The sequence below is a fragment of the Flavobacterium sp. genome (genome assembly GCF_027490375.1).
Taxonomy (GTDB): Bacteria; Bacteroidota; Bacteroidia; order Flavobacteriales; family Flavobacteriaceae; genus Flavobacterium.
This window is the reverse complement of the sequence record NZ_JAIXYH010000076.1, coordinates 16082-32520: the sequence shown is the minus strand read 5'-3', so window position 1 is coordinate 32520 and position 16439 is coordinate 16082. Positions and strand designations below refer to the sequence as shown.

The window sequence follows — 16439 nt, the reverse complement described above, 5'->3', positions numbered from 1 at the left end:
AATGCAATATTACCTCGTATTAAATCAATGATAATCATATTTTTAACTAATTAAAAAAGTAAAAAAATTTCCTGAAATAATTCGTCAAAAACACTAACGTTTGATAACGGCTTTCGCGGTAAGGACAGCAGCGGCATCCTTTTGCCGGAGGTACGTAGGCAAAAGATATAGCGTATGGCCTGACGGCGGCTATGTATTTCCACGGTAAGTTTGCCGCCGGACCGCCCACATGTCAAGCAGTGTCGTTAAAATTTAGGATGGAAATCTTTCGTTGCTTCGCGGTATTGTGCCGTATAGTTCCCGCGACTTTCCTCGACGGTTAGTTCCGATTCGGTTACTGCTACCGCGTCAAATCCGAACTGCAAGACCGTTCGTTTAGCTGCTTTTCCGGGCATTGGGTAAATAATCATGCGGTGTCGTAGTTGCAATTCTGCCTTTTTTGCGGCGTTTACCCAAACCGGATGATCGACCTCCGGAACGATAATTTGTACGGTTCCTGTTTCGGTAAGCAAGTCGGCCGCGCAAGAAAAAAAGAATTCGGGTTGTAATTTGTCGGCAAATCGAGCCGTTGTCCTACTTTCGTTTTCTGCGAAGTGCTGGTTGAGATAAAACGGCGGATTCGAAATTATTAAGTCGTAACCATACTCCGAATCTTCAACGAGCTCCGCAAAGTCGCCGTGATAGCAAAATAGGCGGTAGCCCCACGGACTGTTTTCAAAGTTATCGACGCATTCCAAATAGGCCGCGTCGTCGATTTCAATGGCGTCAATAATTTCGGCGCCGCAGCGTTGTGCGAGCATAAGAGCCAGAATTCCGGTGCCGGCACCAACATCCAAAATAGTTTGCGGTTGGTTGGAAATATCGGAAAATGCTCCGAGAATTACAGCGTCTGTGCCCACTTTCATCGCGGCTTTATCTTGCTGAATATCAAATTTTTTGAATGAAAAAACAGGCATGTATTAGCGGTACATATCGACTAAGCCTTCCGGCAAGTTCATGACAATTTCTTTCTTGGCGCGATCTACTTTAACTAAAAACTGATCGATCATCGGAATAAGCATTTCTGTTTCGCCATCGAGCACTTCGAACAGTGGTTGTGCTGTGCTGTCGTTCACCGATTGAATTACGCCCACGCGACCTTCTTTTTGATCGACGATGGTGAATCCGATTACTTCGTGGAAGTAAAATTTGTTTCCGCTGAGTTTTGGAAGGAAAGAGAGTGGGAGGTAAAGTGCATTTCCGATGAGTTCGTCGGCTTCGGCTTCGGAGTTTACATCTTCGAATTTCACGCGTAGAAAGTCGTTTTTATGTAAGGAAGCACTTTCCATAAAAAAAGGAATCAGTTCGTTGTTGCATTCAACAAAAACTGATTCCAAATTTTGGTAAAGGTGAGGTTCGTCGGTATCGAGATACAGTAAGAGCTCGCCTTTAAAGCTAAATTTTTTCGCGATTTTGCCTAAGTGGAAACAATCAGCTTTTCGCATTCGCAGAAAAAATTAAGCCTGAGTTTCTTCAGTAGCTTCGTCAGCAGCAGGCTCTTCAGCGGCAGCTTCAGTGGCAACTTCTTCAGCAGCAGCAGCGTTTTCAGCAGCTTCAGCCTCAGCTTTTGCAGCAGCTTCAGCTTCAGCAGCAGCATTTGCACGTTTTTCGTTTACAGCTTTTTCAGCAGCAAGTGCTTTAGCTTTCGCATCTGCTTTTGCTTTTGATAGGTTGTCTTTCTTAGCGTCAACTTTTCCAACTTTTTCTTCCAACCAAGCAGCGAATTTCGCATCAGCTTGCTCTTGAGTTAAAGCTCCTTTTCTAACGCCGCCATCTAAGTGGTGCTTTAAAAGCACTCCTTTATAAGAAAGAATAGCACGCGCAGTGTCGGTTGGTTGTGCACCATTGTGTAACCACTGCACAGCATGATCGATGTTTAGGTCGATTGTTGCAGGGTTGGTGTTCGGATTGTAAGTTCCCAATTTCTCTAGGTAACGACCGTCACGCTTAGAACGTGCATCGGCAGCAACTACCCAATAAAATGGTTTACCTTTCTTTCCGTGTCTCTGTAGTCTGATTTTTACAGCCATAATCTTATTGATTAAATTGCGAGGTACTCGACCTCTGTTAATTAAGGCTGCAAAAGTACTATAAATTTCCGAAATACCGTAAGTGGGTCTTTCAAATTTGTTGTTTGTTATAAAAATTCTATTTCTGGCGTAATTTTTTGATTTTATGAGCGGATATGATTGCTATTTCGTTTTAAAAACTATTTTTGTAACCGACTTCTCAAAGTCATATTAACCGATTAACTCAAATGAAGAAAATTTTTTCAATATTGGTTTTCGCATTAGTGGCAATTGCTTGCGAGAACGAAGTAGTTTTTAATGATCCAGGTTTTCAAGCCCGCAAAGACAATCGTGTTTGGAGAGGCGATGTGACATCAGGCGATCATACACCTACAGATCCTGCGGTTCCGAATACAGGAAAGTTGACAATCACATCGTATAACGGACTAGAAGTAACAACAATTTCTTTTCCTCTTGACTTATCAGTCGCGATCAATGCGGCTAACGCGCAAACGTATACGTACGGATACAACCCTACTGAACCTACCTTAGACGACGATATCAGCGCAAGCTATACTTTCACCGATGGTGGAACTGAGCTAGAATATGTAACTGGTCTAGGTTTCAATACCGATCGCGAAGATCCAGGAAACCTACAGATTGTAGTAACAAAGTGGGACCCAGAGAGAAGGGTAATATCGGGAACTTTCAAATTTAACGCCAAGTATCAAGGAGAGAGCACTTTGGCTGCTGATAACGTGAATTTTCAAGAAGGAAACTTTTACAACATAGCTGTTTTCTAACCATAAACGAACTCAAACTACGAAGCGCTTTTTACAAGCGCTTTTTTTATTTGCAAATAAATAACAGTTGTTTGATGTTTTCCGAGAATATATAGACTACATTTACCTCGAATTAATATTTTTTTCTTATGAACATTTTTGTTGGTAGTCTTCCGTGGAGTATAGAGGAAGCAGATTTAAGAGCATCCTTTGAAGCTTACGGGGCAGTAGATTCGGTAAAAATCATTTCCGATAAAATGACCGGTAGAAGTAAAGGATTTGGTTTTGTCGAAATGCCTAATGACGACGAAGCACAAAATGCCATTAACGAATTAAACGGTGCAAATGTATCGGGACGCACTATTGTTGTGAACAAATCAGAACCACGTCCGGAAGGAGAACGTCGCTCTTTTGATCGTAACAGAACTGGTGGAGGTCGCTCAGGTGGCGGTTACGGAAACGATCGAGGCGGGTTTAACCGTGGCGGAGGTAACAGAAACGATAGAGGTTACTAAACTTACTTCAGAAGTTATCTAAAACCGTTTGAGCAATCAAGCGGTTTTTTTTGTTTACAACTTTTCGCTCACGCTAGTCTTCTTTAACAATCACAACACAAACTCTTCCGTATTTTTGATGTTCGAGATTTTTTGTCACCTTACAGCCTTATTTGCTAAATTTCAATGAAGTACCTCATTTTTGACACCGAGACTACCGGACTTCCTAAAAATTTTGACGCGCCAATCACCGACGTTGAAAACTGGCCACGCTGCGTTCAACTCGCTTGGCAACTACACGAAAGTAATGGAAGTCTAATCTCGCGAGGCGACTTCCTGATCACTCCCGACGGATTCAACATCCCATACGATGTCGAACGCGTTCACGGTATATCAACAGCGCTTGCACAACGCGACGGTAAGCCTCTCAACAACGTACTCGATGCCTTCGAAGAAGCTGTTGCACAAGCTAACTTTCTCGTTGGGCACAACCTAAAGTTCGACCTCAATATCATGGGCGCCGAATTTGTGCGCGCCAATCGAACCAATGTACTCGAATCCAAACCCGTTCTAGATACCTGTACCGAAAAAACAGCCGAATTACTTAAACTTCCCGGAGGTCGATCCAAATACAAATTCCCGACACTATCCGAACTCTATAACTACCTTTTCGCAGATAGTTTTGCGGAAGCACATAACGCAACTGCCGACGTTGAAGCCACCGCACGTTGCTTCTTCCAGCTCGTATTTATAGATCTTTTTACACCCGATGCCTTGCAAATTTCTGAAACCGAACTTCAGGAGTTTAAAGCACTTAACGCAGAAGGTATAAAACTACTGGGTCTACAACACGTAAACTTCAAAACCGAATCCAAAAAGCTAAAAGCAACCGATAAACAAGTTGTAGATCATACAACTGCCGAAGTATCCAATGAATTTTTAGCAGCCGAGTTTGCGCATCTACACAATCACAGTCAGTTTAGCATCCTGCAATCAACTTCCAGTGTTTCGGCGCTCGTAAAAGCAGCTATTCAGCTCAAAATGCCTGCAATTGCACTAACCGATTATTCGAATCTTATGGGGTCGTTTCGCCTCATTCAAGAAGTAGAAAATCACAACAAAGGAGTGAAAGCCCGCAATCAACAAGCCGAAGAGTTGGGAGCCGTAGCCACAGAACGTCCGCTGAAAGCAATCGTTGGCTGCGAATTCTATGTGTGCGACAACCACCTCAATAAATCGGTGAAAGACAACGGTTACCAAATGGTATTCCTCGCAAAAAGTAAACGCGGTTACCATAATTTGGCTAAGCTTTCTTCAATCGCACACGCCGAGGGTTACTACTACGTGCCTCGAATCGATCGCGAATTACTCAACCGATACGGCCAGGATTTAATAGTACTTTCCGGCGGAATGACCGGCGAAATTGCTGCAAAATTGCGTTCCGTCGGACAACGCCAGGCCGAAGAAGCAGTGCTCGCTTGGAAACAGCTTTACGCCGACGATTTTTACCTCGAAATTTGTCGACACGGCCATCCGGCAGAAGACGAAGTGAACGAACAAATCATTCAATTCGCAAAACAGCACCAGATAAAAATCGTTGCAACCAACAATACTTTTTACGTCAATAAAGAAGATGCTGCCGCACAAGATATTTTGCTTTGTGTGCGCGACGGCGAAAAGAAAAGTACGCCAATTGGCAACGAACGCGGCTCGCGCTACGGACTCGAAAATCAAGAGTATTACTTGAAATCGGCAGACGAAATGAAAGCACTGTTTCGCGACGTTCCCGAAGCCATTCTCAACATTCAAGACGTCTTAGATAAAGTCGAATCCTACCAATTAGCGCGCGAAGTTTTACTTCCAAAATTCGATATCCCCGAATCGTTTCAAGTTTCCGAAGATCTAGCCGACGGCGGAAAACGCGGAGAAAACGCCTACTTGAGGCATCTTACCTACGAAGGCGCCAATGAACGGTATACCGAAATTACCGATGAAGTCCGTGAACGTATCGATTTTGAATTGCAAACAATCGCCAACAGCGGTTACCCAGGATACTTTCTCATCGTTCAAGATTTCATTGCCGAAGCCCGAAAAATGGGCGTAGCAGTTGGTCCCGGTCGTGGTTCCGCAGCTGGGTCGGTTGTTGCGTATTGCCTTAAAATTACCAATATCGATCCGCTGAAATACAACCTCCTTTTTGAGCGTTTCCTGAATCCGGAGCGTGTGTCGATGCCCGATATTGATATCGACTTCGACGATGAAGGTCGAGGCAAAGTAATTGAATACGTAATCAATAAATACGGAAAGAAACAGGTTGCACAAATTGTAACTTACGGTACTATGGCAGCGAAATCGGCGATTCGTGATACCGCTCGCGTACTCGATTTACCACTTTTTGAAGCCGACCGTCTGGCGAAAATGATTCCTTCAAACCTAAATCTGGAGAAAATCTTCAACGCCGATGAAGGAAAGCTAAAAGCTGATCTACGTGCCGAAGATTTCGAAAAAGTAAAAGCTTTACGCCAGATTTCAGGAAATAACGATCCCGTCGCCGGAACCTTAAACCAAGCGCGTAAACTCGAAGGAACGCTCCGAAATACCGGAATTCACGCCTGTGGAGTAATTATTACGCCCGACGATATCACCAACTTCGTTCCGATAATTACAGCCAAGGAAGAAGACATGTACGTCACGCAATTCGATAACTCGGTTGTGGAAAGTGCAGGTTTGCTGAAAATGGACTTCTTGGGTTTGAAGACCCTAACCCTGATTAAAGACACGGTAAAATTAGTGAAGTACCGCACCGGAATTGATCTCGACCCCGATGCCTTTCCGATAGACGATGTGAAAACTTACGAGCTTTTTCAACGCGGCGAAACTGTAGGTATTTTCCAGTACGAATCGCCCGGTATGCAAAAGCACATGAAAAATCTCAAGCCTACGGTCTTTGAAGATTTGATTGCCATGAACGCCTTGTATCGCCCCGGACCCTTGGCGTATATACCGTCTTTTATCAATCGAAAAAACGGAAAAGAACCCATCGTGTACGATATCGATGCCTGCGAAGAATTGCTAAAAGACACCTACGGAATTACCGTTTATCAAGAGCAGGTAATGCTTCTTTCCCAAAAATTGGCCAACTTCACCAAAGGTCAAGCCGACGTTCTGCGTAAAGCAATGGGTAAAAAGCAAATTGATACGCTGGCGAAAATGAAAACCGATTTCATTGAAGGTGCAGTAAAAAACGGCTATCCACAAGAAGCACTCGAAAAAATCTGGAAAGATTGGGAGGCTTTTGCACAATACGCTTTTAATAAATCGCACTCTACCTGCTACGCCTGGATTGCCTACCAAACCGCGTACCTCAAAGCCAATTATCCAGCCGAATACATGGCTGCCGTACTTTCTAACAACATGAACGATATCAAACAAGTGTCGTTTTTTATGGAAGAATGCCGCCGCATGGGATTGCGTGTTTTGGGTCCAGATGTCAACGAATCGTTCTATAAATTTACCGTAAACGCCAATCAAGCTATTCGTTTTGGTATGGGAGCCATTAAAGGTTTGGGTCGAAATGCCGTAGATACAATTGTCGCCGAAAGAAAAGACGGAAGATACAAGTCGGTGTTCGATCTCGCCAAACGAATCGATTTGCGTTCGGCTAACAAAAAAGCCTTCGAAAGCTTGGCGCTGGCTGGCGGATTCGATTCGTTCGATGGAACGCACCGTGCTCAGTATTTCACGATTGATAAAAACGAAAATTCCACCGTTATCGAGAAAGCCTTACGCTACGGTTCGCGCCACCAAGACAACGAAAACGCAGCTCAAGTGAGCTTGTTTGGCGATGCAGCCGAAATTCAACTTCCCGAACCAACCTTGCCCTTTTGCGAAGAATGGAATACGTTAGAAAAGCTCTCCAAAGAAAAGGAAGTTGTTGGCATTTACATATCCGGGCATCCGCTCGACGATTACAAGCAAGTCATAAAATCGTTTTGCAAAACCGAAGCCGGCATACTCGACGAACTCACGCCGCATATCGGTAAAACGCTGAGTTTCGGCGGAATTATCGCCTCCGCAGAACACCGAACCGACGGCAAAGGACGCGGTTTTGGGATGTTTAATTTAGAATGCTACGAAACGTCTTACAATTTTAGGATTTTTGGCGAAGAGTATCTGAAATTCAGACACTTTCTCACTCCGGGGCAATTCGTTTTCTTTAAGGTCAAAATTGTCGAAGGCTACCTGCGTAAAGAAACAAACACGCGAGGCGAACCTCGAGTTACCTTCCTTAATTTTTCGCTTTTGGCAAATGTCATCAGCGAAATTTGCAGCAGCATCACGTTTAAACTAAACGTAAATCAACTCACCGACGAGCTAATCGATTTTATCGTACAGTTGGTACGCGACAATCGCGGAGATAAAACCATACATTTCGAAATTGCCGAGATTATGGAACCGGAAACGGTCGTAACAGCAGCTGCTCCCGAGGTTTTTGTAGATGATACCATCGAATCCGATGGCTTGGAAGAAGCGCCCGAAACGCCCGTTTATGTTAAACCCGAAATCGCCGAAACGGTCGAAAACACCAAAATTAACCTGGGTTGCCGACGTCATAAAATTGCCCTTACTAACGAGCTACTCGATGTTTTAGAGCGTTCGCAAATCAACTTTAAATTGTCGTAAAAGCGCGCATTAGCAATACTTTTATTGGTTTTTTGGGCGGTCCGGCGGTACGCGTTCGGTGGAAGTACATCACCGCCGTCAGGCCATGCGCTGCAAGTTTTGCACGGAATTTTTCAAGTGTCAGGCGCTTGCACGTGCTATCGCATTGCCGCTGCCGTCACTTGTAAAAATTCCGTGCAAAAGCTATCCGCTGCTGTCCTTACCGCAGCAATCGTTTCCAGAAAAAACGTTATGTTTTCAAATGGGTAAAGAAAGGAATTTGGATCTTTTTTTAAATCAATTAATTATCTTGTTTTCAATATTTTAACCCGAGGTAATATTGCAATATTACGGGCAATTTTTCGCACAGCCGGCACACCCAATTTCTCCAAAAATCGAGTCACTAAACACCAACAATTCGGAGCAACAAGCCCACGCTTTTATCGCCTAAGATTGGTAATCGGCATACCGAAATAGCTAAAAGCGATATAAATTTTGAATCCATTTCGTTGAATCCTTGTACTTTTGTACAGAAAATATATAATTATGGCAATAGCAATTACAGACGCGACTTTTGAAGAGATTGTATTAAAATCAGATAAGCCTGTTTTGGTTGATTTCTGGGCAGCATGGTGCGGGCCATGCCGTATGGTAGGTCCGGTAATCGAAGAATTAGCAACCGAGTACGCTGGAAAAGCTGTAGTAGGCAAAGTTGATGTTGACGCCAACCAAGAGTTCGCAGCAAAATACGGAATCAGAAATATTCCTACTGTATTAACGTTCAAAAACGGCGAAGTAGTGAATAAGCAAGTAGGTGTTGCTCCAAAACAAACCTACGCCGAGTCGCTCGACGCACATTTGTAATTCATACAGTTGTATACAAACAAAAATCCCGCCTGTGCGGGATTTTTTTGCTTAAAACAGTAACTTGCAGCTATGAAAATAGAGCAAAATTTTGAAAAAATAGCCGCGTTTCAACATCTGGAATTGCTCGCCAATCAGATTGTAGAAGGCTTTATCAACGGCATGCATAAAAGTCCGTTTCACGGTTTCTCGTCCGAATTTGCCGAACATAAATTGTACAACAAAGGCGAATCGACTCGACATATCGATTGGAAACTCTTTGCCAAAACCGACCGACTCTACACCAAACGCTACGAAGAGGAAACCAACTTGCGCTGCCATTTTATCATCGACAACTCCTCGTCGATGCATTATCCAAAATTGCGCGACGATCAGCCGTTTTACCAATCAAAAGCTGGTTTTGCGATTTTGGCGACCGCAGTTTTAATGAATCTGCTCAAACGCCAGCGCGATGCCGTTGGTTTGAGTTTGTTTTCGGATCAATACGATTATTACGCGCCGGAAAAAGGCAGCGATCGCCACCATCGCATGATTTTGAACATCCTCGAAGAAACGCTCGCCTCAGCAACCGAACGCAAACAAACCAATACAGCCAAAATCTTACACGAAATTGCCGAGAAATTACACCGCCGTTCGATGGTTGTCTTATTCACGGATTTGTTTCAACTCTCAACCGACGAAAAATTGATTACCGCTTTGCAACATTTGCGCCACAATAAACACCGCGTAATCGTTTTTCATGTGTTCGATAAGCAAACGGAAATAGATTTTGACTTCGATACCACGCCTAGAAAATTCATTGATTTGGAATCTGGCGACGAGATAAATCTGTTTGCAGAGCAGTTTCGAACCGAATATAAGACCAAAGTCGAAAAAAAGTTTAAAGAATTGGCAAGCTCGGCTGCGCAAAATAAAATCAGATATGTTCCTGTAAATGTTGCAGATAGCTTCGAGCAAATTTTAACCACGTATTTAGTGGAAAAACAAAAGTTCGGTTAATTCGAGTTTTTTTCGAAAAACGCTTGCGAATTACGAACAAGCTTGTATATTTGCAACCGCAATTATGCGATGGTTTGGTAGTTCAGTTGGTTAGAATGCCGCCCTGTCACGGCGGAGGTCGCGGGTTCGAGTCCCGTCCAGACCGCAAAAAGTAAAGAAGCCTTTCAGTCAAGAAAGGCTTTTTTGCCCAAGATATCAAAGATAGTTGTGTTGTTTTCCGCTGAGAGGCGGAAGGTTTAGTAGTTAGACCAATGAAAAGCTTTCCATTAATTTGGAGGGCTTTTTTGATTTTAGTACCTAAAGAAACAAACGTATTAACTCGTATTGGTAGAACTTCCAAACGAAAATCACCAGAAATAAAATCGAACACAATACTTTCATTACCATAGAACCCATCAATGCGATAAAACTGCCAAAAGCTGCTTTAAAAGCTATTGAAATCGGTGCTTTGGCAAAGATAAATTCGCCAAGAAAAGCGCCTAAAAACGGACCGATTAGAAATCCCAGCGGAATCGGAAAGAGAATTCCTACCAGCAAACCGACGTTGGTTCCGTAAACCGCATAACGACTTCCGCCAGCCGCTTTCGTTCCGCGACTCGGCAAGTAGTAATCCAAAAACGAAATGAGTAGCGTAAGCACCAACGTTGTTGTGAGCAAATAATAATTGTCGGGCGATTTACTCGTAAAATGCAGCAACAACAAACCAATCCAACTAACACTTACGCCCGGTAAAGCCGGCAAAACACTGCCGACAATTCCCGCCAAACAACAGACAAAACCCGCGATAACCAAAAAAATATCCATCACTGTTAAATTTGTACTTTTGAAACCACCGAAGTTAAACGAAGTTACTATGAAATGGAATAAGTTCGCACTGCTATTTTTGTTGTTGATGACAACTTTGTGCTTTTCGCAAGCAACCGACGAAGATGCGGCTATTAAAGAACGTTTGTATCAAAAGTTCAAGAAAGAAGTGCTGGCGTACACACACAAAGATTTCGATGAACTGTTTTTTAGTTTTGTTGAACGTACCGGAAAAGATCCGCTGCTAACCAAAGAGGAATACTATACCTTTACTTGTAAAATTGCGGCATACTCCGAACGTTTGGGCAAATTGTACAAATCGGAACGCGAAACTGCCGAAAAATCGAAACAAGAATGGCTGGCCAAATCGTACCAAGATTATGTGAACTCTCGAAAAACAAAGCCGTGAAAAAGTCGATGCTTCTCGTACTCGTAAGTTTCCTGTTCCTTGGTTGCACCGATTGGCCAAAAAAAGTTCCGTCGGAAACCGAATTATTGGAACAAGAATTAAAACAGGTAAATTGGCGTCAAGTCGACGAATATCCAAACGTTGCCGATTGTGAAGCACTCACCGAAAAATTCGAGCGGCAGCAATGCTTTTTCGATTTCATTACCACACTCATTCAGCAAAAATTAAGTGCCGATACGCTGCAACTCTCGGCTTCAAATTCGGATACACTCAAACTAAAAATTACCATCACCAACAAAGCCGAATTAAAATTTGAAGTAGCGCACCGCGATAGCATTCCCGAAATGCAACAAGCCGTAATCGATTCGGTATTGCAAGCGCGTTTGGTGGATTTCCCACCGATCACACCCGCACTAAAACGAGGCGTTCCGGTTACATCGTCGTTTGTTGTTCCTGTAAAAATTAACGGGAATTAAAAATAGTCTATCTACTTATCGATCGATTTTTCCAAGTTGTTTTTCCAACTAGCGCACGTAAACTGAGGTAAGCCGTTATGAACGGATACGCCAACACCACATCAACTCGTAAGCTCGGACGTTGCCCTATAACCGATGCATGTTTACATACCAACAGAAAATCTATTGCAATTTTCGCTAAAATCAAAACCAGCTCTACATGCATTTTTTTGCCGAAAAGCAGCGCGCTAAGCACCCAAACTTGTGCCCAAACCGCAGCGGCAACGAGAAGCGTAAAAGCAAGCACGCTTACATCTTTATACACCACCGATTTTGCACCCCACCGAATGCGCTGCGCCAAAACCGCCTGTAAATTGGTTTGATAGTTCAACAAAGCCGAGCTGCTACGCCCCGACGCCAAGCCTATTTTAAACTTCGATTTCTTTGCCGCTTGAAGCAGAAACATATCGTCGCCACTTTCCAGTTCGAAATCGGTTCGTATGGCACGAGTTTTTACGTACGTTGCTTTTGTAAATCCGAGATTCGCGCCGCTACACAGCAAACTGTTTCCGAACAAAACCGACGCTTGCGTAACGGCCTGCATGCCGTAATACTCGTAATATTCAAAATAGTTCGAAAAATTTTTGGGCAGTTCGTTGAAATGAAGCACGCCAACGACTAAATCATTTTCGGTAGCAAACGCCTGTGAAAATCCGCTTAGGTGCGTGGCTTTTAAACGAACATCGGCATCCAGAGACAAAATATGTTCGTTTTTGGCTGTCGAAACTCCCAAATCGATGGCTGCTTTCTTACCCTTCCGCGCAAGCGAATCGATTATTTGCAAAGAAAAACGAAATGACTCGGTTGCTAAATGTAGCGGCTGCTCACTGTCGTTTACAATCAAAACCTCCACGTTCTCTAATGGATAATCTTGGTTGTTGAGGTCGTTTAACAAACTGCTCAGTTCAGAAACCGAACCTCGAAACGGAATTAAAACACTCAGCGGAAGCGCTTGCTCTGGATTTGTTTGTTCGTGCTTTTTTGTCCGCTTTCGCAGAAAAACAAACATAACGGCAACATAACTAATCAGAATTGCGGCAATCATGTGTCGAGAGGTTTAAAGCGAAGTACGTAAAAAGTTCCGATCAGTAAAGGAACCACCACATTGAGCAACCACATAAGCAACGTGATGAGTAATATTAGTTGCGGATCGATTCCCAATTCACTAAAAAACAGCAAAGCAACACCTGTTTTCACTGCAAAATCGAATAATTGAAAAGCAGGCAACGACGATGCTAATAAATACGTTGCGGCAACAGCTGCATAAAGAGCGATCACGCTGGTTTGCGGATTTCCGACGTGCAAAAAAAGCACATATTGCGAGGTAAACGTGGCGTACCGCAACAATCCATAAAAGAAATTTCGCTGATGCACCCGCGAAGAAACCGAAAAGCCTGCTTTGAAAAAATCGTGCACTTTTGATTGAAAACGCCGACTCACTTTTTGCAGTATAAAAAGCAGTGCCGCAGCTGCAACAAGAATTCCTGCCAATTGCAAAAAGCTTACTAAACCGAGAAATGCAAACGCCAGCAAGCCAAAAAGTACGCTGTAAAACATTTGCACGCCGTTACAAACCAAATTGAGTGCAACAATTTTTAATCGTACTTGCTTTGGATAAAACAAGGCTTTTCCCGCGTATTCGCCCAAACCGTTTGGTGTAAAACTCCCTAAAGTAAAGGCTGCGAAAACTTCTTCGGCCGATTTATGTATGGACAGTGGTTTTACAGTTGCGCCCAAATTTTGCCATTTCACAATTTCCAAAAAGCGGTTCTGAAAAGAGAGGTACACCAAAAAAACGACAAGAAACGGACTCAGTTTTGCAAAATAATCTAACGCGAATTCCTGAATTTCGGAAAAGTTGTTGTTTTGCAGTTTGTAAATCGTAAAACCGATTGCCAAAGAAACTACAGCAATTTTAAGGCTTACGGTGAGTAATTGCTTAGTTTTGTTTGTCGGTGCACTCATGCTACAAAGAAACGCAATTGTGCCATAGCCTTCAAAGAAACGCGCCTTTAGAAATGGAGAAAATCATTTTAGGAATCGATCCCGGAACAACCATTATGGGTTTTGGTGTAATTGCCATTGAGCGCAAGAACATGAAGTTTATTCAGCTTAATGAATTGGTGTTGTCGAAATACGACGATCACTACAAAAAGTTGAAACTTATTTTTGAACGAACGGTTGAATTGATCGACACTTACAATCCGGATGAAATTGCGATTGAAGCGCCGTTTTTCGGTAAAAATGTACAATCGATGCTGAAATTAGGACGTGCGCAAGGTGTAGCGATGGCAGCAGGTTTATCGCGCGGAATTCCGATCATAGAATACGAACCGAAGAAAATAAAAATGGCAATTACAGGAAACGGAAATGCCAGTAAAGAACAGGTAGCCAAAATGTTGCAGCAATTGCTTGGTCTGAAAGAATTACCCAAAAATCTGGACAGCACCGACGGATTAGCCGCAGCCGTTTGCCATCATTTCAATTCAGGGAAAGTAACAGGCGGAACCAGTTACAGCGGTTGGGACGCTTTTGTGAAACAGAATTCGGGGAGGATTTCTTGATGCCAGGCATTTACATTCACATACCGTTTTGCAAGCAAGCGTGCCACTATTGCAACTTCCATTTTTCGACCAGTTTGAAACACCAAACGGCATTGGTTAGTGCTTTGGTAAAAGAATTAGAACTGCGTCGCGACTCGTTTTTGGCTGTTAGCGAAACCGTAGATACCGTTTACTTTGGTGGTGGAACACCATCGATTTTACCCGTTTCGGAATTAGACCGCATTCTCGAAAGCATTCGAAAAAACTATCGCTTGCATGCTGACGCAGAAATTACGCTCGAGTGCAATCCCGATGATTTGGTGGGATGCAGCGGACGTACGTACTGCAACGACTTGACACAATTGGGTTTTAACCGACTCAGTTTGGGAATACAGAGCTTTCAAGACGCCGATTTAAAACTGATGAATCGGGCGCACGATGCAAATATGGCATTCGATGCTTTGAAAAACAGCACCGATTTTTTCAACAATATTTCGGTGGATTTGATTTACGGCATTCCCGGTTCGAAAAGTGCCGATTTAGCACGCGCCTTGCAGTATTTTATTGACTATTCGATTCCGCATATCTCGGCTTACGCCTTAACCGTGGAGCACAAAACCGCTTTGGAAAAACTCATTGCCAAAGGAGAAATTCCGGCGCCCGACGAAACAGCATTGGAACAACAGTTTTTATTGGTGCGAAATACACTGCGAGAAGCCGGTTACGACCATTACGAAATTTCGAACTTTGGAAAACCGAATTTTCACTCGCGCCACAACAGTTCGTACTGGTCGGGAAAACCGTATTTAGGCATCGGGCCCTCGGCGCACAGTTATTTGGGAAACACACGCCTGTGGAATATTTCGAATAATGTGTTGTATGTGAAGGCGCTGGAATCAGAAAATTTACCTTCGACTTCGGAAAAGCTGTCGACTTACGATCGGCATAACGAATTTGTAATGACGCAATTGCGATTAGAAAAGGGTATTTCGCTTTCGGAATATGAAACGGATTTTGGTTTGGAAGCAAAGGCCGTTTTGTTAAAGCAGGCGAAAAAGTATTTGGCTGTAAATCAGCTTGAACTGAGCGATACGCATTTGAAAATCAGCGAAAAAGGACTTTTTTTTGCCGATGGCATAGCCGCCGATTTCTTTTTAGACGCCAGCGACGGAATTTTAAACGAAAACGCATGAAAGTAACGATACAACAGCAGTACGAAATAGATTTGAATAAACCTATCGATATTTCGATGCCGTTAGCGGCTACGCCAGAAAATCCGGTAGCTTGGTATCAGGGTGCGCCGCGATTCGAACCTGTAGTTATGGGCGATTTTATCGGCAGTGTACGCAGCGGAAAATCGAGTACCAATTTTTACGATTTGCATATCAATCCGCATGCCCACGGAACGCATACCGAATGTTTGGGGCACATAACGGCGGAGCACTACAGCATAAACGATTATTTAAAGACGTTTCATTTTTTCTGTACGCTTATTTCGGTTATGCCCGATTTAATAGACGAAGATTTGGTTATTACGCGAGAACAAATTGCTGCTGCGGTAAACAACAATTGGCAAGAAGCTTTGGTTGTTCGAACCTTACCTAACGACGATTCGAAATTGCAGCGAAAGTACTCGAATACTAATCCGCCGTATTTGCATGCCGATGCGGTGGCACTTTTGGTTGAAAACGGCGTGAAACATTTACTACTCGATTTGCCGAGCGTGGATCGGGAACAAGACGGCGGCGCCTTACGCGGACACAAAACTTTTTGGCAGGTGACCAATGTGCAACAAGTAAACGCCGATGCCCGATTTGATGCCACAATAACCGAACTCGTGTTTGTACCTAATACCGTAGCCGATGGTATGTATTTTTTGAATTTGCAAATCTGTTCGTTAGAAAACGACGCTTCGCCGAGTAAACCCGTTTTATATGAATTAGTTGCACTATGAATATCGAAGATTTTGTAAATTTTTGCTTGTCGAAACCCGGAACGTCGGAACATTTTCCGTTTGATGAAGATACTTTGGTTTTAAAAGTAGCCGATAAGATGTTTGCAGCCACAGGTTTAGGAAGCTGGGAAGGCGGGCAACCCACAATCAATTTAAAATGCGATCCGGAGTTGGCCGTTGAATTACGCGAACGGTACCAAGCTGTGATGCCGGGTTATCACATGAATAAAACGCATTGGAATACAGTAGCAGTTAATCAGGATGTGAGCGACAAAGAAATTGTACAAATGATTAACCACTCGTACGATTTAATTGTAGCCAAATTGCCAAAGGCTGTTCGAGAGCAGTTACAATCGTGATTGTGC

General features: G+C 43.3%; 17 protein-coding genes and 1 tRNA gene. 12 read left to right on the top strand and 6 right to left on the bottom strand.

The genetic code is table 11. The annotated features are described in order from the left end of the window. Positions 1–245 precede the first annotated feature (245 nt). Genes Q0064_RS11660 through Q0064_RS11650 form a run of 3 tightly spaced genes read right to left on the bottom strand, consistent with a single transcriptional unit; the run spans position 246 to position 2069 of the window. Complete coding sequence (locus Q0064_RS11660) at positions 246–956, bottom strand: methyltransferase (protein ID WP_298148400.1); 711 nt, start codon at positions 954–956, stop codon at positions 246–248. 3 nt (positions 957–959) lie between these two features. Beyond that, positions 960–1484, bottom strand: coding sequence for a ribosome maturation factor RimM (gene rimM, locus Q0064_RS11655; protein ID WP_298148399.1), 525 nt, complete (start codon positions 1482–1484; stop codon positions 960–962). A gap of 12 nt (positions 1485–1496) precedes the next feature. After that, positions 1497–2069: a 30S ribosomal protein S16 gene (locus Q0064_RS11650; RefSeq protein WP_298148398.1), complete on the bottom strand. Its 573-nt coding sequence runs from the start codon at positions 2067–2069 to the stop codon at positions 1497–1499. A gap of 227 nt (positions 2070–2296) precedes the next feature. On the opposite strand from Q0064_RS11650, the gene Q0064_RS11645 reads away from it, so the two are divergent. The 6 genes from Q0064_RS11645 (at position 2297) to Q0064_RS11620 (ending at position 9994) form a co-directional block, all read left to right on the top strand. Beyond that, positions 2297–2851 carry a DUF6252 family protein gene (locus Q0064_RS11645; protein ID WP_298148397.1) on the top strand — a complete coding sequence of 185 codons (555 nt, stop codon included), beginning with the start codon at positions 2297–2299 and terminating at the stop codon, positions 2849–2851. 128 nt (positions 2852–2979) lie between these two features. Continuing rightward, a complete protein-coding gene (locus Q0064_RS11640) occupies positions 2980–3345 on the top strand; it encodes an RNA-binding protein (RefSeq protein WP_094486422.1) in 366 nt (121 codons plus the stop codon). A 165-nt stretch (positions 3346–3510) separates the two neighbouring features. Continuing rightward, complete coding sequence (gene dnaE, locus Q0064_RS11635) at positions 3511–8007, top strand: DNA polymerase III subunit alpha (protein ID WP_298148396.1); 4497 nt, start codon at positions 3511–3513, stop codon at positions 8005–8007. A gap of 525 nt (positions 8008–8532) precedes the next feature. Then, positions 8533–8850 carry a thioredoxin gene (trxA, locus tag Q0064_RS11630; RefSeq protein WP_298148395.1) on the top strand — a complete coding sequence of 106 codons (318 nt, stop codon included), beginning with the start codon at positions 8533–8535 and terminating at the stop codon, positions 8848–8850. A gap of 72 nt (positions 8851–8922) precedes the next feature. After that, positions 8923–9849, top strand: a complete 927-nt coding sequence (locus Q0064_RS11625) for a DUF58 domain-containing protein (protein ID WP_298148394.1) — start codon at positions 8923–8925, stop codon at positions 9847–9849. Between the two features lie 71 nt (positions 9850–9920). Then, positions 9921–9994 (top strand) — tRNA-Asp (locus Q0064_RS11620). A gap of 152 nt (positions 9995–10146) precedes the next feature. On the opposite strand, the gene Q0064_RS11615 is transcribed toward Q0064_RS11620, so the two are convergent. Then, a complete protein-coding gene (locus Q0064_RS11615) occupies positions 10147–10653 on the bottom strand; it encodes a DUF456 domain-containing protein (RefSeq protein ID WP_298148393.1) in 507 nt (168 codons plus the stop codon). Between the two features lie 49 nt (positions 10654–10702). On the opposite strand from Q0064_RS11615, the gene Q0064_RS11610 reads away from it, so the two are divergent. After that, complete coding sequence (locus tag Q0064_RS11610; protein WP_298148392.1) at positions 10703–11062, top strand: hypothetical protein; 360 nt, start codon at positions 10703–10705, stop codon at positions 11060–11062. Then, entirely contained in the window at positions 11059–11538 is a 480-nt protein-coding gene (locus Q0064_RS11605; RefSeq protein ID WP_298148391.1) for a hypothetical protein, read from the top strand. The genes Q0064_RS11610 and Q0064_RS11605 overlap by 4 nt, the downstream gene beginning before the upstream one ends. A 7-nt stretch (positions 11539–11545) precedes the next feature. Here the strand turns inward: Q0064_RS11605 and Q0064_RS11600 are convergent, their stop codons facing one another. Both Q0064_RS11600 and Q0064_RS11595 read right to left on the bottom strand, forming a co-directional pair. Next, positions 11546–12622 (bottom strand): glycosyltransferase, encoded by a 1077-nt coding sequence (locus Q0064_RS11600; RefSeq protein ID WP_298148390.1) that lies wholly within the window; start codon positions 12620–12622, stop codon positions 11546–11548. Further along, positions 12619–13542 carry a hypothetical protein gene (locus tag Q0064_RS11595; RefSeq protein WP_298148389.1) on the bottom strand — a complete coding sequence of 308 codons (924 nt, stop codon included), beginning with the start codon at positions 13540–13542 and terminating at the stop codon, positions 12619–12621. The genes Q0064_RS11600 and Q0064_RS11595 overlap by 4 nt, the downstream gene beginning before the upstream one ends. A gap of 53 nt (positions 13543–13595) precedes the next feature. On the opposite strand from Q0064_RS11595, the gene ruvC reads away from it, so the two are divergent. From ruvC to Q0064_RS11575, 4 genes are read left to right on the top strand one after another with little or no spacing between them, the layout of a single operon-like run. Then, on the top strand, positions 13596–14141 hold the full coding sequence (gene ruvC / locus Q0064_RS11590; protein WP_298148388.1) for a crossover junction endodeoxyribonuclease RuvC: 546 nt from the start codon (positions 13596–13598) through the stop codon (positions 14139–14141). After that, positions 14141–15313, top strand: coding sequence for a radical SAM family heme chaperone HemW (gene hemW / locus Q0064_RS11585; RefSeq protein ID WP_298148387.1), 1173 nt, complete (start codon positions 14141–14143; stop codon positions 15311–15313). Before ruvC ends, hemW begins: the two co-directional genes overlap by 1 nt. Beyond that, a complete protein-coding gene (locus tag Q0064_RS11580) occupies positions 15310–16074 on the top strand; it encodes a cyclase family protein (RefSeq protein ID WP_298148386.1) in 765 nt (254 codons plus the stop codon). The genes hemW and Q0064_RS11580 overlap by 4 nt, the downstream gene beginning before the upstream one ends. Beyond that, on the top strand, positions 16071–16433 hold the full coding sequence (locus Q0064_RS11575; RefSeq protein WP_298148385.1) for an MmcQ/YjbR family DNA-binding protein: 363 nt from the start codon (positions 16071–16073) through the stop codon (positions 16431–16433). The genes Q0064_RS11580 and Q0064_RS11575 overlap by 4 nt, the downstream gene beginning before the upstream one ends. The last annotated feature ends 6 nt before the right edge of the window (positions 16434–16439 follow it).